The organism is Pseudomonas sp. GW821-FHT02A08, from assembly GCF_059422045.1.
Genome location: NZ_JBWKWD010000032.1, coordinates 15,237 through 38,164, shown reverse-complemented (window position 1 = coordinate 38,164; position 22,928 = coordinate 15,237). Strand labels below are relative to the sequence as shown.

The following is a 22,928-nucleotide window of genomic DNA, read 5'->3' as shown; positions in this document are numbered from 1 at the left end:
CGCTCACAAGGGATTAACAAAAATGAATAATAATTGGGTCGCGCATAAGTAAAGACTTATAGTTGAATCACCAGCCAGCGACGAGAGCGACCAGATAATGCGTAAGTCATTGATGCGTATGACTTTGCGGCAATTGCAGATCTTTAACGAGGTCTGTGATTTGCGGTCCTACAGCCGAGCGGCCGAGGAAATGTCGCTCACACAACCTGCCGTCAGCCTACAGATTCGTCAGCTGGAAGAGCTGATTGGCCAGCCTTTGTTCGATTACGTCGGCAAAAAACTCTACATGACCGAAGCCGCTGAAGCGTTACAGCGGGCCAGCCGGGATATTTTCGGACGCCTGGAAAACCTCGACATGCAGTTGTCGGACATGCAGGGCTCGTTGCAGGGGCAACTGAAACTGGCGGTGGAATCCAGCGCCAAGTATTTCGTGCCGCACTTGTTTGCCGCATTCAAACGCCAGCACCCGGAAGTGAACCTGCAACTGACGGTGGTCAATCGCGGCCAGGTCATTCGGCGCCTGTCGGATAACCGCGACGACCTGGTGATCATGTCCATGGTGCCCCAGGACATGGGCCTGGAATTCCTGCCGTTCCTGAACAACCCGATCGTCGCTGTGGCGCCACCGGATCATCCGCTGTGCCATATGGGGCCGCTGCGCCTGCAGGATCTCGAGCCCTACACACTACTTCTGCGTGAGCCAGGCTCCGGGACGCGGCTGGCGTGTGAAGAATACTTCAAAGAGAAGCGCGTGCACTTCAACCAGACTCAGGAAGTCTCGTCTGCCGAAGCCCAGCGTGAATGTGTACTGGCAGGTCTGGGCGTTGCGCTATTGACGCGCCACGCCCTGAACCTTGAGCTGGCAACCGGTGGACTGATCGAATTGCCGGTCGAAGAATTGCCGCTCTACCGCAGCTGGTGTCTGGTGCAGGCCAAGGCAAAACGCCTGTCACCGGTGGCTCACGCCTTCCTGGCGTTTGTTCGTAGCGAACGAATTCAGATCAGCGCGCTGGTTGAGCGTTTCGACGGGAAGTCGAGGGAGATGACTGCCAGAAGTTGAGCTCCAGCTCTGGGAAGTCGCCAATCTCGGCCAGAAGCTGACGACGTTCGCAGCGATCTTCGATGGCGCGGCGGAATTCCATGCGGCGCTGATCTTCTTGCTGACGACGGGTTTTGACAGCGCTGTTGCGTTCTTCGTAGGGCATGGCCATTTCGAGTCTCCCAAGGCGAGTACGGGAGTTTCAAGATAGGCGCGGGGGATGACGGTTTGGCGGCTTGGGCGTTACAGACTGATGAAAATTGCGGTGTATTCGAGGCCGCCATCGCGAGCAAGCTCCCACAGGTTCTGCGGCGCGCACGATCAAATGTGGGAGCGAGCCTGCTCCGGGCGGCGCTCCGACGATAGGTCGGAACGACCTTCCTGCAATCTCAGGCCAGGATCAATCGTCCAGCGCCTTCACCGACTTGGGCGACAACCGCAAGCTGCGCAGGCTGCGCTTGACGCTCTTGAGGTGGTTGACCAGGCTCGGTCCGCGCGCCATGGCCACACCCATCGCCAACACGTCGATGACGACCAGGTGGGCGATTCGCGAGGTCAACGGCGTGTAGATTTCGGTGTCCTCATGCACATCGATCGCCAGGTTGACGGTCGACAGTTCGGCCAATGGCGTCTGGCTCGGGCACAGGGTGATCAACGAAGCACCGCTTTCGCGCACCAGATTGGCGGTGATCAGCAGGTCCTTGGAACGCCCGGACTGGGAAATGCAGATCGCCACGTCGGTTGGCTTGAGCGTCACCGCCGACATCGCCTGCATGTGCGGGTCGGAATACGCCGCAGCGGTGAGCAGCAAGCGGAAGAATTTGTGCTGGGCATCCGCAGCGACCGCACCCGAGGCGCCGAAGCCGTAGAACTCGACACGCTGGGCCTGGGACATCAGTGTCACCGCCCGCTGCAACTCCAGCGGATCGAGTTTCTCGCGAACCTCCATCAGCGTATGCAGGGTGGTGTCGAAGATTTTCAGGCTGTAGTCGGCGACCGAATCGTCTTCGTGAATCGCAAACTGGCCGAAACTCGCACCTGCCGCCAGGCTCTGGGCCAGCTTCAGCTTCAGGTCCTGAAAACCGGAACAACCAATGGCACGGCAAAAACGCACGATGGTCGGCTCGCTGATGCCCACGCTGTGGGCCAGGTCGGCCATGGAGCTGTGCATCACGGCCGCAGGATCAAGCAGCACGTGGTCGGCGACCTTGAGCTCCGACTTGCGTAACAGGTGGCGAGACTGGGCGATGTGTTGCAGCAGATTCAAAGGGCTGGACTCTTTGTTATTGGCAGGTGCCGGGGATGTAGCACGCTTGTAGTTATACTACATGAATTGGCTTTTTGCCTGCTCAATGCGTTACCGAATCCCTCGATTTCACGTGCCCGGGCTTCATGTAGCACTCTGGCGCCTGTCCAGGTGCGCCTAGTGCACGTTTTAAAGGACAAAGCGCCCTACGTATCCCCCTCAGCTTGCGGCTTGCGCGTGCAGCAAACCTGCCAACGCCTCGGCCTCGACCGGGCGGCTGATCAAATAACCCTGTACTTCATCGCAGCACTCGGCTTCCAGGAACTCAAGCTGCTCTTCCCGCTCCACCCCTTCTGCCACGACCTTGAGTTTCAGACCGTGAGCCATGGCAATGATGGCCCGGGTAATCGCCGCGTCTTCGCTGCCCTCCCCCAGGCCACGGATAAACGCCTGATCAATCTTCACGTAATCCACGGGGATTCGCTTGAGATAGCTCAGGGACGAATAACCGGTGCCAAAATCGTCAATGGCCAATTTCACCCCGAGATCACGCAACTGCTGGAAGGTTGCAATGATGTGTTCGACACTGTCCAGCAACTGGCTTTCGGTGAGTTCCAGCTCCAGATAGTGCGGCGCCAGCCCGGTTTCCTCCAGCACCTGGCGCACCAGACTGACCAGCTTGCCCTGACGCAGTTGATGCACCGACAGATTGACCGACACCCGTATCGGCTCAAGCCCCTGGCGCTGCCATTCACAGGCTTGCCAGCAGGCCTGACGCAACACGAACTCACCGATCGGGCCGATCAGTCCGGTCTCTTCAGCCAGGCCGATGAAATCCCCCGGCGGCACCCGGCCCATGGTCGGATGATCCCAACGCACCAAGGCTTCGGCGGCATTCAACCTGCCAGTGGCCAGGCACAGTTTCGGTTGGTAAAACACCTTCAGTTGTTTGTCTTCGATGGCTTTGCGCAGGTGGTTTTCCAACTGCAATCGCTCCAGCGTGCTGGCTTGCAAGCTGTCGGTGTAAAACTGGAAATTATCGCCACCCAGGTGTTTGGCGTGCTGCATCGCCATGTTCGACTGACTGACCAATGCCGATATTTCCCGCGCGCTGTCCGGCAACAGGCTGATGCCCATCGACGCGCTGACCACCAGTTCATGCCCGTCAATGGTCACCGGCAGACGCAACTTGTTCGCCAGACGAGTCGCCACCCGGGCCAGGCTCGAAAGGTTGCCGTAGGCGTTGAACAGTACGGCAAACTCATCACCGGAAAGGCGCGCGATGGTGTCTGCTTCAGGCAACGCATTCACCAGTCGCCGGGCCATTTTCTGCAACAACTGGTCGGCGACTTCATGCCCCAGGCTGTCGTTGAGTTGCTTGAACCGGTCAAGATTGATGTGCAGCAACGCCAGGCTGCGGTAACCGCCCTGTCGCACTCGTTGATGAGCCTCGCTGAGTCGTTCGCGAAACATCGCGCGGTTGGCCAGACCGGTAAGCTCATCGTAATGGGTCAGATAGCGCATTCGCTCTTCGGATTCTCGGCGGGCCGAGAGATCAGCGAAGAAGCCCACAATATGGCTTACATTTCCCCGGGTATCGCGCACGGCATTCAGTTGCAACCATTGCGGATACATCTCGCCGTTCTTGCGGGTCTCCACCAATTCGCCCTGCCAACTGCCTTGCTGCTCCAGCGCCTGATGTATTGCAGCGTAATGCCGACGCGCATCGCGACTGCATGGCAACTCAACGACATTGCGCCCGATCATGTCGTCGATGTCATAGCCGGTCACCCGACTGAAGGCCTGGTTGATCGCGATCAGGACGTAGTTCGGATCGAAAATCACGATCCCTTCGCTAGCCGCCTCGAACACGGTCGCCGCCAGTTGCCGCTGCTCTTCCAGGCTTTTGCTGGCGCTGATGTCGCGGCGAGTGCCGACCATGCGAATCACCCGGCCGTTGTCGGCACGCTCGACAGCCCGCCCGCGGTCTTCGATCCAGACCCAGTGACCGTCGCCATGGCGCACGCGATACTCGATTTGATAGTCCTCGGTGCGACCCTTCAAATGCTCGACCAGCGCCCTTTTTAGCGCAGGAAGATCCTCAGGATGAAGGCGCGGCTTGAGGTGGCGCAGTAATGCGGTGACCTGCTCCGGCTCCAGGCCGAACAATTCCTGAATCTGCGTGTGATGGACTTCGTCGGTTTGCAGGTTCCAGTCCCACAACCCCAACTCGCTGGCCTTCAATGCCAGCGCCAGACGCGCCTCACTCTTGCTCAGTGCCTGGTTGGCGGCGTCCAGTTCCAGGCTGCGCTGAGCGACTCGGTTTTCCAGGTCGACCTGGATCTCTCGCAACTCGTCCTCGGCACGTCGGCGCTGTTCTATCTCCTTGGCCAGCTTCTGATTGAGCTGATCACTGCAACTTTGCGCCTGCTGTAGATGCTCGATCAGCGCCTGGTTCTGAAAGCGTCGCATCAAGCCCCGATCGATCAATCGATTGACTTGCCAGGCAACCACGCTCAATGCACCGAGCAGGATCAGCCCGAACCAGCCCCAGCCCTGCTGCTGTTCGTCAGCCCCCCAGAACATATAGGCGATGGCCGGTAACAGGCAGGGCAAGGTGAATGACAGAAATGCCGGCAAGCTGACCGCATAAGCCACGCTGGCCGAGAGCGCTGCGGCACCGATGAGGCCGAAGACCCAGGCTTGCTGAATGAAGTTATCGGCGGGAACCAGAGCGATGCCGGCACCGGCCAGGGTCAGACCGGTGAGGCCGGAGCCCAGCAAAAACATCCGTCGCCAAATTGGATGGGCCTGACGGTTGGGAATGGCCGAATCGAAGGCCGCGACCTGAATCACCCGCAATGCCACCAAAGACAACAACCACACCAGCCAGACACTGACCAGGAAATAGCGCTGCGGGCTCCAGAGCAAACCGGCACAGACCAGGCCATTGATCAGCATGAACAATGTGGGCAGCAACGAGCCTTGATACAACAGGCGCGTGCGCTCGACCGCCATTTCCATGGCGTACTGTTTACGGATCACCCGAGGCTCCACAGTGGGGCCCGACAGGTCGAAGCTGAGGGTCATAGGCGATGTTCTTGTTCTTATAATGGTGAGCATGGGCCCGAAACTGCTCGGAGCATACACAAGCAATTGCCCGGACCAAACTGCTGCTGATCAATAAATCGCCATATTTTTCGGTTGCCGATGTCACTGAAAATGCTGAAGGCGCGCCCCGCCAACGCCTGCAGCCGATGACTGACCGGTCGTCCTTCCCATAACTTTCATCGGTTAAAGCGAAGCGGGGTTTGCCCGGTGTGTCGCGGCCCCCTAGAATGCCCCGATGCGCGATGATCTCTCCCTTCTGCTGAACTCCCTCAACGATGCCCAACGCCAGGCCGTAGCGGCCCCCGTGGGTCGTCAGTTGGTCCTGGCCGGTGCTGGTTCCGGCAAAACCCGAGTGCTGGTGCACCGTATCGCCTGGTTGATCCAGGTCGAAAACGCCTCGCCCCACTCCATCCTGTCGGTGACCTTCACCAACAAGGCCGCTGCCGAGATGCGCCAGCGCATCGAGCAGCTGATGGGTATCAACCCGGCCGGCATGTGGGTCGGCACCTTCCACGGCCTGGCGCACCGCCTCCTGCGGGCACACTGGCAGGAAGCGGGCCTGAGCCAGACCTTCCAGATTCTCGACAGCGATGACCAACAGCGTCTGGTCAAGCGAGTAATCCGCGAGCTCGGCCTGGACGAACAGCGCTGGCCGGCCCGTCAGGCCCAATGGTTCATCAACGGCCAGAAAGACGAAGGCCTGCGCCCGCAACACATCCAGGCCAGCGGCGACCTGTTCCTGGCGACCATGCGCGGCATCTATGAGGCCTACGAGGCCGCCTGCCTGCGTGCGGGTGTCATCGACTTCTCCGAATTGCTGCTGCGCGCCCTCGACCTGTGGCGCGATCACCCAGGCCTGCTCGCTCACTATCAAAAGCGCTTCCGGCACATCCTGGTGGACGAGTTCCAGGACACCAACGCCGTGCAATACGCCTGGTTGCGCCTGCTGGCCAAGGGTGGCGACAGCCTGATGGTCGTAGGCGACGATGACCAATCGATCTACGGCTGGCGTGGCGCGAAAATCGAGAACATCTATCAGTATTCCGAAGACTTCCCGGACGCCGAAACCATTCGCCTGGAGCAAAACTATCGCTCCACCGCCGGTATCCTGAAGGCTGCCAACGCCTTGATCGCCAACAACACCGGGCGCTTGGGCAAAGAGCTGTGGACAGACGGCGGCGACGGCGAAGCGATCAACCTGTACGCAGCCTTCAACGAGCACGACGAAGCACGCTACGTTGTCGAAACCATCGAAAGCGCGCTCAAAACCGGCTTGTCTCGCAGCGATATAGCGATTCTGTATCGCTCCAACGCCCAATCGCGGGTTCTGGAAGAAGCCTTGCTGCGCGAGCGCATTCCTTACCGTATCTATGGCGGTCAGCGCTTCTTCGAACGCGCCGAAATCAAGAACGCCATGGCCTACATGCGCTTACTCGAAGGCCGTGGCAACGACGCCGCGCTGGAACGGGTGATCAACGTGCCGGCCCGTGGCATCGGCGAGAAAACCGTTGAAGCGATCCGCGACCATGCGCGCCACAGCGATGTATCGATGTGGGAAGCGATGCGCCAACTGGTGGCCAACAAAGGCCTGACCGGTCGTGCGGCCGGTGCCTTGGGCGCCTTTATCGAGCTGATCGAGAACCTCGCCGCCAAGTGCATGGAAATGCCACTGCACCTGATGACCCAGACCGTCATCGAGCAGTCGGGGCTGATCGCCTATCACGAAGCGGAAAAAGGCGAGAAAGGCCAGGCTCGGGTAGAAAACCTTGAGGAACTGGTCAGCGCCGCGCGCAACTTCGAAAACAGCGAAGAAGACGAAGACCTGTCGCCATTGGCAGCATTCCTCGGTCACGCATCGCTGGAGGCCGGCGATACCCAGGCCGACGAGCACGAAGACAGCATTCAACTGATGACCCTGCACAGCGCCAAGGGCCTGGAATTCCCTTACGTGTTCCTGGTGGGCATGGAAGAAGGCCTGTTCCCGCACAAGATGAGCCTGGAAGAGCCCGGTCGCCTTGAGGAAGAACGTCGTCTGGCCTACGTAGGCATCACCCGGGCCATGCAGAACCTGGTGATGACCTATGCTGAAACCCGACGCCTTTATGGTAGCGAGACCTACAACAAGGTCTCGCGCTTCGTACGCGAAGTTCCGAAAGGTCTGATTCAGGAGGTGCGGCTGTCCAACAGCGTCAGCCGTCCTTTCGGTGGCAACCAGTCAATGAGTGGCAGCAACCTGTTCAGCGGCAGCGAGATTCCGCAGACCGGCTTCAGCCTGGGGCAGACCGTACGCCACTCAGTGTTTGGCGATGGCGTGATCCTGAACTTCGAAGGCGCCGGGGCTCAGGCCCGGGTGCAAGTGAACTTCAGCGAAGGCAGCAAGTGGCTGATGCTGGGTTACGCGAAACTGGAAGCAATCTAAAAGACCGCCAGAGGTCTAATGTGGGAGCGGGCTTGCTCGCGAAGAACGATCACGCGGTGTTTCTGTTGAACTGCGGTGCTGCCTTCGCGCTCCCACAGGGTTAGACGTTGGCCTATGTGAAAGGGAACAGATATGGGCTCAAGCTTCTTTTCCTCTTGGACATTCTGGGCCCTGTTATCGGCGGCATTCGCGGCAATGACCGCCATTTTCGCGAAAGTCGGCATCGAAAACGTCAACTCCGACTTCGCCACCCTGCTGCGTACGATAGTGGTATTGGTCAGCCTGGCCTTGATTTTGTTCGCCACGGACCAATATCAGTCTTTGGGATCGATCTCTGCGAAGAGCTACCTTTTCCTGCTGTTGTCGGGCCTGGCCACCGGTGCGTCGTGGATCTGCTATTTCCGTGCGCTCAAGGTCGGTCCGGCGTCACTGGTTGCCCCGGTGGACAAACTCAGCGTGGTGCTGGTGGCCGTTCTTGGCGTAGTCCTGCTGGGTGAAAAACTTGACCTGCGCCAATGGGGCGGAATCGTTCTGATCACGGCCGGGGTCGTCATGCTGGCATTACGTCGCTAGACGAGCGTCCTACAAAGCTCATCCACTCATCTGACAGATCAAAGTCAAAAGGCCCTATTGCACTGACTGAAGCTGAATGAAACCTGTCAGGCAAAAGCCCGAAACACTCTGCCGCTAGCCAGTAACACTTCAGCTGTGCAACATGGCGCGCGTGCCTTCCACAAATGGGAATTCCCTTTATGAAACGTTTTCTTAGCATCGCCATGGCGTTGTGCATCGGCCTGACGATGAGTCTCGACGTCAATGCCGCCAAGCGCTTCGGTGGTGGCAAAAGCGCAGGCGCTGCGCCGACACACCAGACCAGCCAGATGGCTCCTTCTTCTCCAGGCATGGGCGGCGCTGCGGCGACCGCTGGTGCTGCCGGTGCCGCTGGCGCCGCTGCCAAGGCCGGTGGCGCTTCGCGCTGGCTCGGCCCTCTGGCCGGTATCGCGGCCGGCGGCCTGCTGGCATCCATGTTCATGGGCGACGGCTTCCAGGGCATGCAGATCTTCGACATCCTGATCATGGCTGTCATTGCATTCCTGGTCTTCCGCTTTATCGCCGCCCGTCGTCGCAAGCAGCAGGAGCATTACGCTCCGGCCGGCCACGCGCCGATGCAACGTGAAGCGTTCGAACAGAAGCCTGCCGGTGGTTCGATCTTCGGTGGTTCGCCAGCGCCTGTTGCCGCTCGTCCGGTGATCAACGCTCCAGCCTGGTTCAACGAAAGAAACTTCGTCGAAGCGGCACGCAATCACTTCCAGTCCCTGCAACAGCACTGGGACGCCAACGAAATGGACAAGATCGCCGAGTTCGTGACCCCGCAAATGCTGGAGTTCCTCAAGCGTGAGCGTACCGACCTGGGCGACGGTTTCCAGTCCACCTACATTGATAACCTCAATGTGCAGCTGGACGGTGTGGATGATCGCGCCGACAAGACCATTGCCACCCTGACCTTCACCGGCGTGTCGAAAACCTCGCGTTTCGACCAGGGCGAAGTCTTCAGCGAAAGCTGGAACATGGAACGTGCACAAGGCGAAAACCAGCCTTGGCTGGTTGCAGGTATCCGCCAGAACGGCTGATCCCGCGCCGCGCTTCACTTGCTGTAAAGAAAACCCCGGCCTCGGCCGGGGTTTTCTATTTCGCGGTTGCATCTATAGCAAGCTACTGTATAAACCGCCCCATATAAACCGCGCCATACAAGCAAGAGGATCCCGGACGTGGAAGAAATCATCGAACAACTGCGTGAAGCCAACGAACCGGTACCGGTCCCCTTGGAATTGCCCGACGAAGACCTGTTGGTCGAAATCGAAGAACAACTGTTCATCGACATTCCGTTCGTCTTCAGAGAGTTTCTGCTGACCGTCAGCGACGTGGTCTACGGTAGCCTGGAACCGGTCACGGTGACCGACCCGCAATCCCACACCTACCTGCCCGACGTTGCCGCCAACGCCTGGGACGCCGGCGTCGATCGCAGCCTGATCCCGATCTGCCAGGACGGTGACGACTACTACTGCGTCGAAGAAGACGGCACCGTGGTGCTTTGGCAGGCCGAAGAAGAGCTGATCGCCGAAGAAACCTGGGAGTCGGTGTGGCACTGGGCACGGGACGTCTGGCTGGAAAGCTGATCCAGTCAACGCCGCGGGGTGGTCAATGCCCGGACGACTCCTTGTGATTGTCGAGGGTTTCCAGCAACGCCACCTGCATCCGCGTATGCACACGAATGAACCAGCGCCACAGCAGCGCCGCCACGGCGGCCGCGACCACAGCAATCAGTACCAGCAACTTGTTGGTCGGCAGAATACTGGCCGACAAGGCTGCCAACAGCAAAAAGATCACCAGCAGCGACAGGATCGGGATCACTTCGGCGATCACCCGGCGCACTCGCTGCGTGTGGCGCCCGGCCATCTCTGGCTTGACGCCCATTTCCGCCAACAACATCGACAGGGCTTTGAGCTTGCGGTACGCCGCAATCAAAAAAGGCAGCGACAACAATAGCGCTCCACCCCAGATCAATGCCTTCTGCCAGCTCGGGTCGCTGATCCAGCCTTGCACGTAAGCCGACATGCGTTCGGCAAAGTACGCGCCCGAGAAGAAAATCGCGATCACCAAAGCCAGGTTGACCCCGACCTGCAGCAAAATCCTTCTGATCATCGACGCCAGCAACGCCCCCTCGCCCTGAGGCTGGATGCTACGCAGCCATTCGCCGTACATCCCCAACACCCGTCCCAGGCGTTCCGGCATGACGCCCGCGAGCTTGATCGACAATGGATCAGCCGCGCGAATCAGATAAGGCGTCAGCAAGGTCGTGATCACCGACACCGCCACAGCCACCGGGTATAAAAAGTTACTGGTGACCTGCAACGTCATGCCCAGCGCCGCAATGATGAAGGAGAATTCGCCAATCTGTGAAAGCCCCATCCCGACCCGCAGCGAGGTACGTCCGTCATTGCCGGCGATAAATGCACCAAGGCCGCAGGACAACATCTTGCCGAGCACCACGGCTACGGTAATTACGGCAATTGGCCAGGCGTATTGAAGCAGGATCGCCGGATCGAGCATCAGCCCGATGGCCACAAAGAAAATCGCACTGAAAAGATCGCGAACCGGCTCAATCAAACGCTCGATTTTCAGCAGTTGCCGGGATTCAGCCATGATCGCGCCGATCAGGAACGCGCCGAGGACCATGCTGTATTCAAGCCTGACCACCAGCAGGCAGAAGCCGAAACACAGGCCCAGCACGGTAATCAGCAGCATTTCGTTGCTCTCGAACCTGGCCACGTAGGCCAGCAACCGCGGTACCATCAGAATGCCGATGACCAATGCGACGATCATGAACAGCGACAGTTTGCCCACAGTAGAAAACACTTCGCCGGAGCTGACCGTACCACTGACGGCGATGCTGGACAGCAGCGCGATGATGCCGATGCCCAGAATGTCTTCGACGATCAGCACACCGAATATCAACTGGGCAAATCGCTCGTTCTTCAACTTCAGATCGTTGAGCGCCTTGACGATGATGGTGGTCGAGGAAATCGCCAGGATCGCGCCGAGGAACAGTGAGTCCATGGTGTTCCAGTCGAACCAGCGACCAATCTCGTAGCCGATCCAGATCATCAGCACGATTTCCAGGAATGCCGCGATGAACGCCGTGGCACCGACCTTGAACAACTTGCGCAGGCTGAACTCCAGGCCCAGGCAGAACATCAGGAATATCACCCCGAGTTCAGCCAGGGTCTTGATGGTTTCTTCATCATGGATCAGGCCGAATGGCGGGGTGTGCGGGCCAATGATGAAACCGGCGACGATGTATCCCAGTACCACCGGTTGTTTCAGGCGATGGAAAACCACGGTGACCACACCTGCAATCAACATGATCACTGCCAGATCCTGAATGAAACTGATGGCATGCATGGCGTGAGACTCCCTGGCTGGCATTGCTCGATCCCCGGACGCAGGAAAAGTCTGATCGAGCAGAACAAAAATCGGAATTGCACGTAGGAAATGCCCTTGAGGCAGGGCTTTTTGCAGGGTAACACCGCGACTTCTGGCAGAAAGGCGGTGCAATATATGGAAACAGATCGATCCGGCGTGACGGCGACCCTGCACCCGGCGTCCCGATAACTGTTGGTTTGAAAAAACCGCCGAGGCACCCGCAGAGGTGCAACTCTCAAACCTGGCCTTGACCCGTGAGAATGCTATGGAACCCGGAAACGCCCAGCTGTCGATGACGGTATTGATGACCCCCGACATGGCCAACTTCTCTGGCAATGTCCACGGCGGCACCCTGCTCAAATACCTCGACGAAGTGGCCTACGCCTGCGCCAGTCGTTATGCCGGCCGCTATGTGGTGACCCTGTCGGTGGACCAGGTCATTTTCCGTGAGCCGATCCATGTCGGCGAACTGGTGACCTTTCTCGCCTCCGTCAACTACACCGGCAACACCTCCATGGAGGTGGGCATCAAAGTGGTGACCGAGAACATTCGCGAGCGGTCGGTGCGCCACACCAACAGTTGCTTCTTCACCATGGTCGCAGTAGATGACCAGCGCAAACCTGCACCGGTACCACCGCTGCAACCGCAGAACAGTGAGGACAAGCGCCGCTACATGCAGGCCCAACAGCGTCGGCAGATTCGTCAGGAGCTGGAAAAGCGTTATCAGGATATCAAGGGCGACGCCTGATCTGGTCAGGCAGGCTGATGGTGTTCTTTAGAAAGCCATTCGCGAGCAAGCCCGCTCCCACACTGGATCTATGCGACGCCAAAGATCAAATGTGGGAGCGGGCTTGCTCGCGAATGGGATCAACGCAAAATCAAAGGCTGATCGGGGTCGCCTCGAATCGCACCCGCGGATGGGCAATCCGGTCCTGGGCCCGTACCAGTTCCAACTCGTAGCTGGCACAGGCCTGGGTTTCGAGCAGCACTTCATGCACCGCCGACGCCGTGAACTCGAAGGCAGCCACCAGGCTGTCGCCCAACAGCACACGCGCCAGGAACAGGCCGGACGTCAGATCGCCCACGCCCACTGGCTGACGCGGGAACGCCAGCAACGGGCGCTGCAAATGCCAGCTGCCTTCGGCCGTCACCAGCAGCATCTCGAAGACCTCTGCCGATTTACCGGGATAGTCCAGATGCTTGACCAACACTGCTTTCGGCCCGCGAACCAGTAATGCACGCGCCATGGCCAGGCAATCGAACAGCGATTGCGGCTTGCGCCCGGAGAAGCTGTCCAGCTCCAACTGGTTCGGGCACATGAAATCCGCCACGGCGGCGGCCTCCTCCAACAGAAAATCACTGACCTCCGCCGGAACACTGCAACCCTTCTCCGGATGCCCCATGACCGGGTCACACAGGTACAGTGCCTTGGGGTTCATCGACTTGATCCGCGCCACCCCCGTCAGGATTGCCCGGCCCTGGGCCGCACTGCCGAGGTAACCGGAGAGCACCGCATCGCAGTTGCCCAGCTCGCCAATCGCCGCAATGCCTTCGACCAGGTCGGGGATCTGGTGCGGCGCCAGTACTTCACCGGCCCACTGACCGTACTGGGTGTGATTGGAGAACTGCACAGTGTTGAGCGGCCAGACATTCACCCCGACCCGCTGCATCGGGAAAACTGCGGCACTGTTGCCGGCGTGACCGAATACCACGTGGGACTGGATAGCGAGCAAATGCGGAGTACGTTTCATGCGGTGGATTTCCGTAAAACGATTGAAATTCTAGCCGCGCAGTATGCGACTAAACGCAGCCTGTACGACAGACCAGCGACGCAGTTAAGCTGACACTATCTTGTTGGAGCACCCTGTGATGCTGACCCTTGGAAATATATTCGTGCTGATGCTGTTCGCCACTGCCGGCGCATGGCTATGGCACAACCACGGCTTGCGCGAGCGGGCGCTGGAGCGGGTCAAGCAGCATTGCGGCAAACTCGGGATCGAATTGCTCGACGGCAACGTGGCCTTGAAAAGAATCGCGTTCATCAGGGATGCCAGTGGTCGGCGACGCCTGGCCCGTGTGTATAACTTCGAATTCACCGTGACCGGCGAAAGCCGCCACAACGGCACCATCACCCAGTTCGGCGCTCACAGCGCACAGATTGAACTGGCGCCCTACCCGGTCCCGTTCGACGAAACCGAACCGGTGGTCGAAGTGGCGAAACCTCGCGCGGAAGTGATCGAACTGAGCCAGTGGCGTCAGGACCATACCAAGTGGCGGCCTTGAGCCGTTAACCCGATCCGGATCGGCACGCTGCCAGCTCCCTCTGCAACCGGTCTGTATTCTGCGGCTCACTGAAAATCAGCTCGATACGCGAATCCTGCCGCCATTCACTGGGCTGCCAGTCCAGCGCCGAGTTATCCACCGCATTCGCCGAGACCCATCCGTGGACGCTGTGGATAACCAGCTTCGCCCGCCTCCAGGCAAGGCTTTCAAGCCACCGGCCTACCAGCGCGGCATCAAATACCTGGCCTGGGTGCCAACGCCATCCGATGCTCCAGCCTCCGTCCTGTTCCTGACTCAAGCAAATGGGCAACGCAGGATCGCTCCAGACCGCCGGTAACTGCGCTAATCCCTTGGGCACGACGAAGTTATCCACACCCGCCCGCGCTTTGGCATTCAGCCCCGGCAGCTCGCTCAAGGGTAAAGCCGCCTGTTGCGTCCAGCACAGGGGAAGCGGCGGCAATTGCCCGGCGATTCTCTGGCGACTGCCTTCTTCGAGACCTTCAGACTTGTTCAACAGCAGCAATCCCGCATGGCCCAGCGCTTGCTGCTGAACATCCGGCAACGGTTTGCCAGCGGCGAGCGACTGGGCATCCAACACCAGCACACAAGGCTGGACAGCCAACACGCCTTGCCACGGCGCTTCGCTCAATTGCCTGAGCAACTGCGCCGGATGCCCCAGCCCTGAGGGTTCGATGAACAGTCGATCCGGTTGCGCCTTGCGCAACAAGCGCCCAAGACCAATCTGAAACGGCGCACCGTTGACGCAACAAAGGCAGCCCCCGGCCACTTCACCCAGTGCGATACCATCGGCGTCCCGGGTCAGTAGCGCAGCATCGAGACCGATCTGGCCAAACTCGTTGATCAACACCGCCCACCGCTCGCCTGCCGGGCGCTGGGCCAACAGGTGCTTGATCAGGCTGGTCTTGCCGGCGCCCAACGGACCGGCAATGACATGAGTGGGGATATTCTGCAGCATGGTCGATGATTTCTGAGGAGGTGATGGATGCGGTTGATTGGCTTGTCGTTGCTCCTGGCACTCGTTTCAGGCGAGGCGCTGGCCCAGGCCTGCGTGGTTCACAGCCAGGCCGAGCGACTTGATGTCCAGGTTTGCCAGCAGAACCGCAACATCCCGCCAAAACTCTTCGCCGATGGTTTCTGCCAATCAAGCCTGGCGGGGCAGAAAGTCGATGTGCAGTACGTCGATCAATGCCCCAGCGGCGCATTCGGTATCTGCAGCAACGCCCAAGTCGCCAATATGCCCTACCGACAGGATATTCACTATTACGGCGTTGCCACCGACGCGGCGTATTTGCAGCCGTACTGCGAGGCCCAGAGCCAGGGCACCTGGTTCAAGCCTTGAAACGTCATTAGTGGATCAGGCAGCCTCTTCATACCAAGGGCCGAATGGATCAGGCAGCAAACGCCAGCCCTCTACGCCCAGCGCCATTTCCTCATCGGTCAGCAGGCATGCGTCCAGTTCGGCCGTGAGTTGCGTGAAGTCGATGTTCTGGCCGATGAATACCAGTTCCTGACGACAGTCCCCGCTATCGGCGGTCCAGTTTTTCATGATCCCGACGGTACTTTCTTCGTCCTGCGGCCATTGGTTTTTCGGTACGAAACGCCACCAGCGTCCGGCAAAGCCATAGCGCATCAAACCACCGGCCTGGGACCAACTGCCGGCATCCATGTGCTTGCTTGCCAGCCAGAAAAAGCCCTTGGAGCGCAGCAGCTTGCCGTTGTCCCAAGGACCGTCGATGAAGTTGAAGAAACGCTGTGGATGGAACGGCCGGCGAGCCCGGTAAGCACTGGAAGCAATGCCGTATTCTTCGGTTTCCGGCACGTGTTCGCCGCGCAACTCCTGCAACCATCCTGGTGCCTGGGCAGCCTTTTCGAAGTCAAAACGACCGGTGTCGAGAATCTTGTTCAAGGGGATTTCGCCCATCGCCATCGGAATGATTTCCGCCCGGGCGTTGAGCCGTTCAAGTATGGCGATCAGCTCCTCGCGTTCGTGGCTGCTGATCAAATCGATCTTGCTGAGCAAAATCACATCGGCGAACTCCACCTGTTCAATCAACAGATCGGTAATCGAACGCTCGTCCTCTTCCCCAAGCGTTTCTCCTCGGGAAGCCAGGCTTTCGGCGGCCTGATAATCGAGCAGGAAGTTCATGCCATCGACCACCGTGACCATGGTGTCGAGACGTGCGATGTCGCTGAGGCTCTGGCCGTTTTCATCGCGGAAGGTGAAGGTTTCCGCCACAGGCAGCGGTTCGGAAATACCGGTGGACTCGATCAGCAGATAGTCGAAGCGACCCTCTCTGGCGAGCTGACTCACCTCCTCCAGCAAATCTTCACGTAACGTACAGCAAATACACCCGTTACTCATCTCCACCAACCGTTCTTCAGCGCGATTAAGGCTGACATCGCGCTGGACTTCGGTGCCATCGACGTTGATTTCGCTCATATCGTTGACGATGACGGCTACTCGTAAACCATCGCGATTACGTAGTATGTAATTAAGTAGTGTACTTTTTCCGGCACCTAGAAAGCCGGAGAGAACGGTCACGGGAAGTCGGTTGGACATCTGCATATTCCTCACAGGGATGCCCGGTCGCTGTGTCGGGCTTACACAATGTTATACTGTAACAACACCAATGCACCACCCCTCTTGCCCAGCAGGGCAAAGGACAGGATGCTGAACGCGTTCCTTTCGTGAGAAGCCCCATGCGCAACGTCCTGAAATCTGCACTGATCATGCTTTCCCTGCTGGTGGCTGCCGACGCGACGGCCCAGGTCCCGAGCCTGGCCAAGTGCACCCGCAGCGCCAACCTGCTGGCCTGCGTGGATGCCGATGGCAATGCCTACAGCGTCAACACCGCCGGAAACACGATCTACCTGCGGGGTTTCGAAACGGCCGGTAAACGCTATTGGGCGCAGACCAACAGCCGCTACGGCCAGCTGACGTTTTTCACCGGTATCGCTTCCGATGGCGAGGCCTGGGTCGGCTACAACCAGCGCGTCGGCTGGACCACGATCAACCGGTTTTCCAGCTCTGGTGGCAGCAGCGCCAGGTTCACCTGTAGCCGGATCGCTGGCTGTTAAGCCTCTTTGTTTTTCTGTTGAAGGCATGAAAGCAGGCTGAGCATGCGGTGGTTGCGCATGATGAAAATCCGCTCATGAAAAAGGCATCGCCGACTATACTGTTATACTATAACATTGCAGATCAACTCCCACGATGGACCTGCTCATGAATGCGCTGACTCTGCCGGATATCGCCGCGCAGGCCTCACGCCAAGCCCTGCCACTGGAGTGGGTGGGCATGTGCGGCATTGCTCTTCCCGTTTTGTTTGATGGCCAACGGCTGAATGCAAAGGCCGATGCAGGCGTGAGCCTCGACGATGGCAATGCGCGCGGCATTCACATGTCACGGCTCTATCTGGCGCTTGAATTGCTGGCGCAGGAAAATCTCTCACCGGCTTTATTGCGGCGGGTTTTGCAGCGTTTTCTTGAGAGTCATGAAGGACTATCCAGCAGCGCACACCTAACCATTCACGCCGATTTGTTGCTGAAAAGGCCGGCGCTGATCAGTCCATTGGCTGGCTGGAAAAGCTATCCAGTCACCATCGAAGCGCAACTGAAAAACGCAATGTTCCACGTGGAACTAAAAATCGATGTGCCTTATTCCTCAACCTGTCCATGTTCCGCGGCCCTATCTCGACAGTTGATTCAGCAGCAGTTCGTCGATGATTTCGCGAACAAGGCACTGCAACACGCCGACGTTTTAGCGTGGCTCGGCTCCACGAACGGCATAGTCGCCACACCTCACAGCCAACGCAGCAGCGCAAAGTTGCGCGTGCGTCTGGCTGATTTTTTGGACGAGTTACCTCTGATCGCCGTCATCAACGACGCCGAAGCCGCACTCGGCACCGCCGTTCAAACAGCGGTAAAACGCGCCGACGAACAGGCCTTCGCCCTGGCCAATGGTCAGAACCTGATGTTCTGCGAGGACGCCGCACGCCGTTTGAATCTGGCCCTGAAGCGCTCCACAGGCATCAATGCCTTCCACATTCGTGTCACCCATGCCGAAAGCCTGCACGCCCATGACGCCGTCGCCGAAAGCCGTTTCAACTGGGAGTTCGCATGATTGCTTGCCACGCTTTACGTTGGGGCGCGCCGGGGCAGCCACTCACACCCGCGCTGGACTTCGAGCTCTCGAAGGGCAGCCTGACCGCCATCATCGGTGCGAACGGCTCCGGGAAAAGCAGCCTGTTGAAGGTCATCGCCGGATTGCAAAAACCGTTGGCCGGAAAGGTTCGACTGAGTGTTCCACTCAAGGGCGGTGTGTCGTTCCAGCCCCAGCAACAACACCTGGACAGGCAATTTCCGATCAGCCTTCAGGCATTGGTCGCCGCCGGTTTCTGGGGCAACAAACAGTCACCACAGATCCGTAGCCAACGACTGAAAACCGTCCTCGAGAACTGGCGCCTGAACGGCCTGGAAAATCGCCCCTTGATGGCCCTCTCCGGCGGCGAGTTGCAACGCGCCCTGCTTGCCCGATTGAGCCTGACTGACGCGCCCCTGCTGTTGCTCGATGAACCCCATGCGGCCCTTGATGAACTCGGCCAGGCATTGCTCTGGAAGCACATACACGATTGGCACCTCGAAGGCCGGACACTGGTGGTTGTGTGCCATGACCTCGCTGCCGTCCGCGCGCACATCCCACACACCTTGCTGATCAAAAGCAGTGGATGCACATTCGGCCCGAGCACCGAACTGATCCGCCAACCACCACATGCGCAGGTGGCCTGATGATCGCTGCCGCGCATCTTTGGCAACCGTTCCACGAGTTCGTGTTCATGCGTCGGGCGCTGCTCGGTGGTTTGCTCCTGGCGTGCAGTACGGCGCCCCTTGGGGTGTTTCTGATCCTCCGGCGTATGAGCCTGATCGGCGATGCCGTCGCCCACGGCATCCTTCCCGGTGCGGCCCTGGGTTTCTGGTTTGCCGGGATGAGCCTCCCGGCCTTGACCATCGGCGGTCTCGGCGCCGGCTTGAGCATGGCCGGCCTCGCGGCCTGGATTACGCGGCGCACCGGCCTGCGAGAGGACGCCAGTCTCGCGGCGATCTACCCGATTTCCCTGGCCGGCGGCGTGCTGATTCTCGGCATCGCCGGCAAACGCCTGGACCTGTTGCACCTGTTGTTTGGCTCGGCGCTGGCGGTCGACGGCTCGACCTTGACCGGCATGCTTTGGGTCTCGGGCCTGAGCCTGATTGCCATGGCATTGATCTACAAACCACTGCTGCTCGACACCCTCGACCCGCTTTTTCTGCAAACCGTCAGCCGACTTGGTCCACTGGCCCACGGCGTGTTCCTGACGCTGGTGGTGTTGAATCTGGTCATCGGTTTCCAGGCGATCGGCGCGTTGATGGTGGTCGGGTTGATGATGTTGCCTGCCGCCGCGGCGCGTTTCTGGAGTCGCCGCTTGCCGGTACTGATCGTCGTCGCCGCCTTGCTCGGCAGTCTCTCGGTGTGGCTCGGTTTATTGATCTCGTTCTATTACTCGCTGCCCAGTGGTCCGGCAATCGTACTGGTGGCCGGCACCGGGTATCTGTTGTCCGTGGTGTTCGGGCCGGTGCACGGCTTGCTGCGCCGCCCGCCTTTGCTCACATCCCAATGAGGTGTTGCCCGATGCGCGCTTTACTCGTGCTGTTCAGCTTGATGGTGTCGATGTCGCTGTCTGCCGCCGAAAAACTCCAGGTGGTCACCAGCTTCAGCATCCTTGCCGACATGACCCGCCAGGTCGGCAAGGAGCATATCCAGATCACCAATATGGTCGGCCCGGACGCGGATGCCCACACCTACGAGCCGACACCGGACAACGCCAAAGCGCTGCTCAATGCCAGACTCATCATCAAAAACGGCCTGGGTTTCGAGCCCTGGCTGGATCGCCTGGTGACGAGTACCGAGACCCGGGCGCCGGTCATCAGCGCGAGCCACGGCGTCATCCCGCGTAGCCTGGATGAAGACGGCGAATCCGTTCCCGACCCGCATGCCTGGCATAACCTGGCGAACACCGAGTTGTACATCGCCAACATCACCAAGGCGCTGATCGCCGCCGACCCGGCGAATACCGCCGACTATGAGCGCAACAGCCAGGTGTACCTGAAACAGGTCTACGCCCTGCTCGCCGAAGCCAAGGCCAAACTCGGCTCACTGCCACCGGGCAACCGCAAGATCGTGACGTCCCACGACGCCTTCGGTTATCTCGGCCAGGCCTACGGCATTGAGTTCATGGCGCCTCAAGGCCTGTCCACCGAGCGCGAACCTTCGGCGGCCGAAGTGGCCGCACTGATCACCCAGATTCGTCAGGCCAAGGTCAAGGCGGTATTCATGGAAAACATCAAGGACGCGCGCCTGCTCAAGCAGATTGCGGATGAAAGCGGCGCGCAGATCGGCGGCACGCTGTACTCCGATGCCCTGGCGGCGAGCGGTCCGGCCAGCACCTTCACCGGGTTGTTCGAGCACAACCTCAACATCCTGTACAACGCATTGAGCAAGCCATGATCCGCAAGAACCCTTCCGGAGATTTACCGCTGATTGCCGAGTCGGCCTACGTCGACAAGACGGCGATCATCTGCGGCAAAGTGGTGATCGGCGAGAACGTGTTCGTCGGCCCATATGCCGTGATCCGCGCTGACGAAGTCGATGACTCGGGCGACATGCAGCCGATCACCATCGGTGCCAACTCGAACATCCAGGACGGCGTGGTGATCCACTCCAAATCCGGTGCGGCGGTGACCATCGGCGAGTTCAGTTCCATCGCCCACCGCTCGATCGTGCATGGCCCCTGCACCGTGGGCAATCGAGTATTCATCGGCTTCAACAGCGTGCTGTTCAACTGCGTGGTCGGTGACGGTTGCGTGGTGCGCCATAACTCGGTGGTCGATGGTCGTGACCTGCCTGAAGCTTTCTACGTGCCGTCCACCACGCGGATCGGCCCCAACACCGACCTCTCGCAATACCCACCGGTGAGCGTCAGTGCTTCGGAGTTTTCCGAAGACGTGGCGCGCACCAACGTCGACCTGGTGCGCGGCTACAAAGCCCTGCAAAACGAGTTCTGACGCGGGTGGCCAAAAACAGCCATCGTGTCAGGACAAATTGCCTGGCACGACAAACGTCTTAATGTTTGCTCCTACGGTTTATGCGATAACGCTCATTAGAAGCACGTGAGTACGCCGACCATGATCCAGATCACCCTGCCCGATGGTTCATTGCGTGAATACGACCAGCCACTGTCCGTGCATGAGGTGGCCGCCAGCATCGGCCCCGAGCTGGCCAGCGCGGCCGTAGCAGGAAGGGTCAATGGTGTACTGGTGGACTGTGAATACCTGATCGAAGCGGACGCCCGGGTCAGCATTGTCACCCCACGGGAGCCGGACGGCCTGGAGATCCTGCGTCGCTCCTGTGCATTGATGCTGGCCATGGCGGTCAAGCAACTCCACCCTCATGCGCAATTGCGCGCGGGAAAGGAATTGGGTGACGGTTTCTTTTACGAGTTTGCGGTCGAGCAACCGCTGACCCCGGCAGACCTGCCCCTCATCGAAGCGCGCATGCAGTCACTGGCAGCGACCAATCACTCGATCCGTCGTCGGCCGGCGCGCGAAGCCGTACCGCTGTACCGTCTGGGGGACACCGAGTACCAGAGCCATGGACCACACGTCCCCACCACCAAGGTCTTGCAGGCGTTTGTCCTGGATCACATCAGCGGCACGTTACAGCAACGGATCTACGGCACCTGCTGGTCCAGCCATCAGGAACTGCAACACTGGCGCGTTCCACCCCACGTGGTCGTCGTGAGCATGGATGACCGCCAGGTGACTTATGCACAGGCGGTGACCGAATTCTTGCGCCAAAAAGGCGTGCGTGCCAAGGCCGACCTGCGAAACGAAAAAGTCCACTACAAGATTCGCCAGCACAGCCAAACCGTGCCGTACCTGGTGGTGGTTGGCGAAAAAGAACAGGCCGGGGGGTTTGTCAGTCTGCGCAGTCGCACGGGGGAGGATTTTGGCCGGATGGCTGTCGAGGCCGCATGTGAGTGGTTGAGCCGGCCGGGGATCTAGGGAGGCTGGATGGACGCCTTCGCGAGCAAGCCCGCTCCCACACTGGATTTGTGAACGACACAGATCCAGTGTGGGAGCGGGCTTGCTCGCGAAGCTCTTAAGCTCTTGGCTTCACCGCGCCGCAATCCTGCCCCAACCAGACGGCGCGGGATTCGAGGCTGCCCTTCTGCTGAATGCCGGTGGCGTTGAACGTCCCGTTGACCTTGGTGGTGAATTCGCGATCACTGAGGAACGTCGCCACACCGGCACCCTGGGCTCTCGGGCAGCTGAAACGGAATTTCCACTGATTGCCGGAGCGGTCGGTGATTTCCTGTTTGCAGCCCGATTGCGGATCCGTCAGCGGAATGTTGTCGGTCTTGACCTGTTCCGGGGTCAGGCACGCCCGGATCCCTTTGCCGCCCATGGTGATGCCCTGCTTTTCCAGCTGTGCACGCTGCTCAGGGGTCATCTGGTTCTGGATCTGGCCGAGGATCAATTGCAGGTCCGGCATGTTCTGCTCATCGACCTTCATGTTGCTCGTGGTCAGCTCCCACAATCCTGGTTGCAGCATTTGCGCGTGAGCCGCCACAGGAAGTGCCAAACCCAGTGCCATGGCCAAACCCAGCAGACGAACGTTCATCGAGTAACTCCTGATCAGTAGTGGCCGTTAGACGTCAGCCGCGGGCTTCGGTTCATGGGCCAATTAATTAGCGACATTCTGCACGGAACATGGTCTGTTAAGCACTGAATCT

General features: G+C 59.4%; 23 protein-coding genes. 15 read left to right on the top strand and 8 right to left on the bottom strand.

Going from position 1 to position 22,928, the window contains the following annotated elements; translation table 11 throughout:
• Window positions 1-97: 97 nt before the first annotated feature.
• Window positions 98-1,060, top strand: coding sequence for a LysR family transcriptional regulator (locus tag AC07W4_RS20865; protein ID WP_007989625.1), 963 nt, complete (start codon window positions 98-100; stop codon window positions 1,058-1,060).
• On the opposite strand, the gene AC07W4_RS20860 is transcribed toward AC07W4_RS20865, so the two are convergent.
• The 3 genes from AC07W4_RS20860 to AC07W4_RS20850 all read right to left on the bottom strand — a co-directional run bounded on the left by AC07W4_RS20860 (window position 1,002) and on the right by AC07W4_RS20850 (window position 5,375).
• Window positions 1,002-1,211 carry a PA3496 family putative envelope integrity protein gene (locus AC07W4_RS20860; protein ID WP_007989628.1) on the bottom strand — a complete coding sequence of 70 codons (210 nt, stop codon included), beginning with the start codon at window positions 1,209-1,211 and terminating at the stop codon, window positions 1,002-1,004. The two genes, AC07W4_RS20865 and AC07W4_RS20860, sit on opposite strands and share 59 nt — an antisense overlap.
• Before the next feature lie 228 nt (window positions 1,212-1,439).
• Entirely contained in the window at window positions 1,440-2,306 is an 867-nt protein-coding gene (gene hexR / locus AC07W4_RS20855) for a transcriptional regulator HexR (RefSeq protein ID WP_007954250.1), read from the bottom strand.
• Between the two features lie 198 nt (window positions 2,307-2,504).
• Window positions 2,505-5,375 (bottom strand): EAL domain-containing protein, encoded by a 2,871-nt coding sequence (locus AC07W4_RS20850; RefSeq protein WP_495033803.1) that lies wholly within the window; start codon window positions 5,373-5,375, stop codon window positions 2,505-2,507.
• Window positions 5,376-5,631: 256 nt separating this feature from the next.
• Between AC07W4_RS20850 and uvrD the strand changes: the two genes are divergently transcribed.
• The 4 genes from uvrD (at window position 5,632) to AC07W4_RS20830 (ending at window position 9,992) form a co-directional block, all read left to right on the top strand.
• Window positions 5,632-7,815, top strand: coding sequence for a DNA helicase II (uvrD, locus tag AC07W4_RS20845; protein ID WP_008045592.1), 2,184 nt, complete (start codon window positions 5,632-5,634; stop codon window positions 7,813-7,815).
• 132 nt (window positions 7,816-7,947) lie between these two features.
• Window positions 7,948-8,388 carry an EamA family transporter gene (locus AC07W4_RS20840; protein WP_495033802.1) on the top strand — a complete coding sequence of 147 codons (441 nt, stop codon included), beginning with the start codon at window positions 7,948-7,950 and terminating at the stop codon, window positions 8,386-8,388.
• A 179-nt stretch (window positions 8,389-8,567) separates the two neighbouring features.
• Window positions 8,568-9,446: a Tim44 domain-containing protein gene (locus AC07W4_RS20835; RefSeq protein WP_495033801.1), complete on the top strand. Its 879-nt coding sequence runs from the start codon at window positions 8,568-8,570 to the stop codon at window positions 9,444-9,446.
• Window positions 9,447-9,584: 138 nt separating this feature from the next.
• A complete protein-coding gene (locus AC07W4_RS20830; RefSeq protein ID WP_003187120.1) occupies window positions 9,585-9,992 on the top strand; it encodes an SMI1/KNR4 family protein in 408 nt (135 codons plus the stop codon).
• Between the two features lie 22 nt (window positions 9,993-10,014).
• Here AC07W4_RS20830 and AC07W4_RS20825 read toward each other — a convergent pair whose 3' ends face one another.
• Window positions 10,015-11,778: a cation:proton antiporter gene (locus AC07W4_RS20825; protein WP_458549799.1), complete on the bottom strand. Its 1,764-nt coding sequence runs from the start codon at window positions 11,776-11,778 to the stop codon at window positions 10,015-10,017.
• A gap of 286 nt (window positions 11,779-12,064) precedes the next feature.
• Here AC07W4_RS20825 and AC07W4_RS20820 point away from each other — a divergent pair, with 286 nt between their 5' ends.
• Window positions 12,065-12,547: an acyl-CoA thioesterase gene (locus AC07W4_RS20820; protein ID WP_007989648.1), complete on the top strand. Its 483-nt coding sequence runs from the start codon at window positions 12,065-12,067 to the stop codon at window positions 12,545-12,547.
• Between the two features lie 130 nt (window positions 12,548-12,677).
• On the opposite strand, the gene pdxY is transcribed toward AC07W4_RS20820, so the two are convergent.
• The gene (pdxY, locus tag AC07W4_RS20815; protein WP_347909811.1) at window positions 12,678-13,550 is read right to left on the bottom strand and encodes a pyridoxal kinase PdxY; all 873 of its coding nucleotides are present in this window, start codon (window positions 13,548-13,550) and stop codon (window positions 12,678-12,680) included.
• Between the two features lie 118 nt (window positions 13,551-13,668).
• Here pdxY and AC07W4_RS20810 point away from each other — a divergent pair, with 118 nt between their 5' ends.
• Complete coding sequence (locus AC07W4_RS20810) at window positions 13,669-14,082, top strand: DUF3301 domain-containing protein (protein ID WP_495033800.1); 414 nt, start codon at window positions 13,669-13,671, stop codon at window positions 14,080-14,082.
• A gap of 4 nt (window positions 14,083-14,086) precedes the next feature.
• Here AC07W4_RS20810 and AC07W4_RS20805 read toward each other — a convergent pair whose 3' ends face one another.
• Window positions 14,087-15,058 carry a CobW family GTP-binding protein gene (locus AC07W4_RS20805; RefSeq protein ID WP_495033799.1) on the bottom strand — a complete coding sequence of 324 codons (972 nt, stop codon included), beginning with the start codon at window positions 15,056-15,058 and terminating at the stop codon, window positions 14,087-14,089.
• A 27-nt stretch (window positions 15,059-15,085) separates the two neighbouring features.
• On the opposite strand from AC07W4_RS20805, the gene AC07W4_RS20800 reads away from it, so the two are divergent.
• Window positions 15,086-15,442 carry an NADH:ubiquinone oxidoreductase gene (locus tag AC07W4_RS20800; RefSeq protein ID WP_495033798.1) on the top strand — a complete coding sequence of 119 codons (357 nt, stop codon included), beginning with the start codon at window positions 15,086-15,088 and terminating at the stop codon, window positions 15,440-15,442.
• 15 nt (window positions 15,443-15,457) lie between these two features.
• On the opposite strand, the gene zigA is transcribed toward AC07W4_RS20800, so the two are convergent.
• Window positions 15,458-16,663 carry a zinc metallochaperone GTPase ZigA gene (gene zigA, locus AC07W4_RS20795; protein ID WP_495033797.1) on the bottom strand — a complete coding sequence of 402 codons (1,206 nt, stop codon included), beginning with the start codon at window positions 16,661-16,663 and terminating at the stop codon, window positions 15,458-15,460.
• A gap of 140 nt (window positions 16,664-16,803) precedes the next feature.
• Here zigA and AC07W4_RS20790 point away from each other — a divergent pair, with 140 nt between their 5' ends.
• The 7 genes from AC07W4_RS20790 to AC07W4_RS20760 all read left to right on the top strand — a co-directional run bounded on the left by AC07W4_RS20790 (window position 16,804) and on the right by AC07W4_RS20760 (window position 22,197).
• Window positions 16,804-17,181, top strand: coding sequence for a hypothetical protein (locus AC07W4_RS20790; protein WP_008045605.1), 378 nt, complete (start codon window positions 16,804-16,806; stop codon window positions 17,179-17,181).
• 145 nt (window positions 17,182-17,326) lie between these two features.
• Complete coding sequence (gene folE2, locus AC07W4_RS20785) at window positions 17,327-18,223, top strand: GTP cyclohydrolase FolE2 (RefSeq protein ID WP_495033796.1); 897 nt, start codon at window positions 17,327-17,329, stop codon at window positions 18,221-18,223.
• Entirely contained in the window at window positions 18,220-18,888 is a 669-nt protein-coding gene (locus AC07W4_RS20780) for a metal ABC transporter ATP-binding protein (RefSeq protein ID WP_495033795.1), read from the top strand. The genes folE2 and AC07W4_RS20780 overlap by 4 nt, the downstream gene beginning before the upstream one ends.
• On the top strand, window positions 18,888-19,754 hold the full coding sequence (locus AC07W4_RS20775; RefSeq protein ID WP_495033794.1) for a metal ABC transporter permease: 867 nt from the start codon (window positions 18,888-18,890) through the stop codon (window positions 19,752-19,754). The genes AC07W4_RS20780 and AC07W4_RS20775 overlap by 1 nt, the downstream gene beginning before the upstream one ends.
• An 11-nt stretch (window positions 19,755-19,765) precedes the next feature.
• Window positions 19,766-20,641: a metal ABC transporter substrate-binding protein gene (locus tag AC07W4_RS20770; protein ID WP_495033793.1), complete on the top strand. Its 876-nt coding sequence runs from the start codon at window positions 19,766-19,768 to the stop codon at window positions 20,639-20,641.
• Entirely contained in the window at window positions 20,638-21,198 is a 561-nt protein-coding gene (locus AC07W4_RS20765) for a gamma carbonic anhydrase family protein (protein WP_057712685.1), read from the top strand. The genes AC07W4_RS20770 and AC07W4_RS20765 overlap by 4 nt, the downstream gene beginning before the upstream one ends.
• Before the next feature lie 120 nt (window positions 21,199-21,318).
• Window positions 21,319-22,197, top strand: coding sequence for a His/Gly/Thr/Pro-type tRNA ligase C-terminal domain-containing protein (locus AC07W4_RS20760; RefSeq protein ID WP_495033792.1), 879 nt, complete (start codon window positions 21,319-21,321; stop codon window positions 22,195-22,197).
• 97 nt (window positions 22,198-22,294) lie between these two features.
• On the opposite strand, the gene AC07W4_RS20755 is transcribed toward AC07W4_RS20760, so the two are convergent.
• Window positions 22,295-22,816, bottom strand: a complete 522-nt coding sequence (locus AC07W4_RS20755; RefSeq protein WP_495033791.1) for a DUF3617 domain-containing protein — start codon at window positions 22,814-22,816, stop codon at window positions 22,295-22,297.
• Between the last annotated feature and the right edge of the window lie 112 nt (window positions 22,817-22,928).

Coding starts and splice junctions, on each gene's coding strand:
- AC07W4_RS20765 (WP_057712685.1), top strand. CDS start 20,638: ATGATCCGCAAGAACCCTTCCGGAGATTTACCGCTGATTGCCGAGTCG.
- AC07W4_RS20850 (WP_495033803.1), bottom strand. CDS start 5,375: ATGACCCTCAGCTTCGACCTGTCGGGCCCCACTGTGGAGCCTCGGGTG.
- AC07W4_RS20770 (WP_495033793.1), top strand. CDS start 19,766: ATGCGCGCTTTACTCGTGCTGTTCAGCTTGATGGTGTCGATGTCGCTG.
- AC07W4_RS20825 (WP_458549799.1), bottom strand. CDS start 11,778: ATGCATGCCATCAGTTTCATTCAGGATCTGGCAGTGATCATGTTGATT.
- AC07W4_RS20865 (WP_007989625.1), top strand. CDS start 98: ATGCGTAAGTCATTGATGCGTATGACTTTGCGGCAATTGCAGATCTTT.
- uvrD (WP_008045592.1), top strand. CDS start 5,632: ATGCGCGATGATCTCTCCCTTCTGCTGAACTCCCTCAACGATGCCCAA.
- AC07W4_RS20810 (WP_495033800.1), top strand. CDS start 13,669: ATGCTGACCCTTGGAAATATATTCGTGCTGATGCTGTTCGCCACTGCC.
- AC07W4_RS20820 (WP_007989648.1), top strand. CDS start 12,065: ATGGAACCCGGAAACGCCCAGCTGTCGATGACGGTATTGATGACCCCC.
- AC07W4_RS20755 (WP_495033791.1), bottom strand. CDS start 22,816: ATGAACGTTCGTCTGCTGGGTTTGGCCATGGCACTGGGTTTGGCACTT.
- AC07W4_RS20790 (WP_008045605.1), top strand. CDS start 16,804: ATGCGCAACGTCCTGAAATCTGCACTGATCATGCTTTCCCTGCTGGTG.
- AC07W4_RS20835 (WP_495033801.1), top strand. CDS start 8,568: ATGAAACGTTTTCTTAGCATCGCCATGGCGTTGTGCATCGGCCTGACG.
- AC07W4_RS20805 (WP_495033799.1), bottom strand. CDS start 15,058: ATGCTGCAGAATATCCCCACTCATGTCATTGCCGGTCCGTTGGGCGCC.
- AC07W4_RS20800 (WP_495033798.1), top strand. CDS start 15,086: ATGCGGTTGATTGGCTTGTCGTTGCTCCTGGCACTCGTTTCAGGCGAG.
- zigA (WP_495033797.1), bottom strand. CDS start 16,663: ATGTCCAACCGACTTCCCGTGACCGTTCTCTCCGGCTTTCTAGGTGCC.
- AC07W4_RS20775 (WP_495033794.1), top strand. CDS start 18,888: ATGATCGCTGCCGCGCATCTTTGGCAACCGTTCCACGAGTTCGTGTTC.
- AC07W4_RS20860 (WP_007989628.1), bottom strand. CDS start 1,211: ATGGCCATGCCCTACGAAGAACGCAACAGCGCTGTCAAAACCCGTCGT.
- AC07W4_RS20840 (WP_495033802.1), top strand. CDS start 7,948: ATGGGCTCAAGCTTCTTTTCCTCTTGGACATTCTGGGCCCTGTTATCG.
- pdxY (WP_347909811.1), bottom strand. CDS start 13,550: ATGAAACGTACTCCGCATTTGCTCGCTATCCAGTCCCACGTGGTATTC.
- AC07W4_RS20780 (WP_495033795.1), top strand. CDS start 18,220: ATGATTGCTTGCCACGCTTTACGTTGGGGCGCGCCGGGGCAGCCACTC.
- folE2 (WP_495033796.1), top strand. CDS start 17,327: ATGAATGCGCTGACTCTGCCGGATATCGCCGCGCAGGCCTCACGCCAA.
- AC07W4_RS20760 (WP_495033792.1), top strand. CDS start 21,319: ATGATCCAGATCACCCTGCCCGATGGTTCATTGCGTGAATACGACCAG.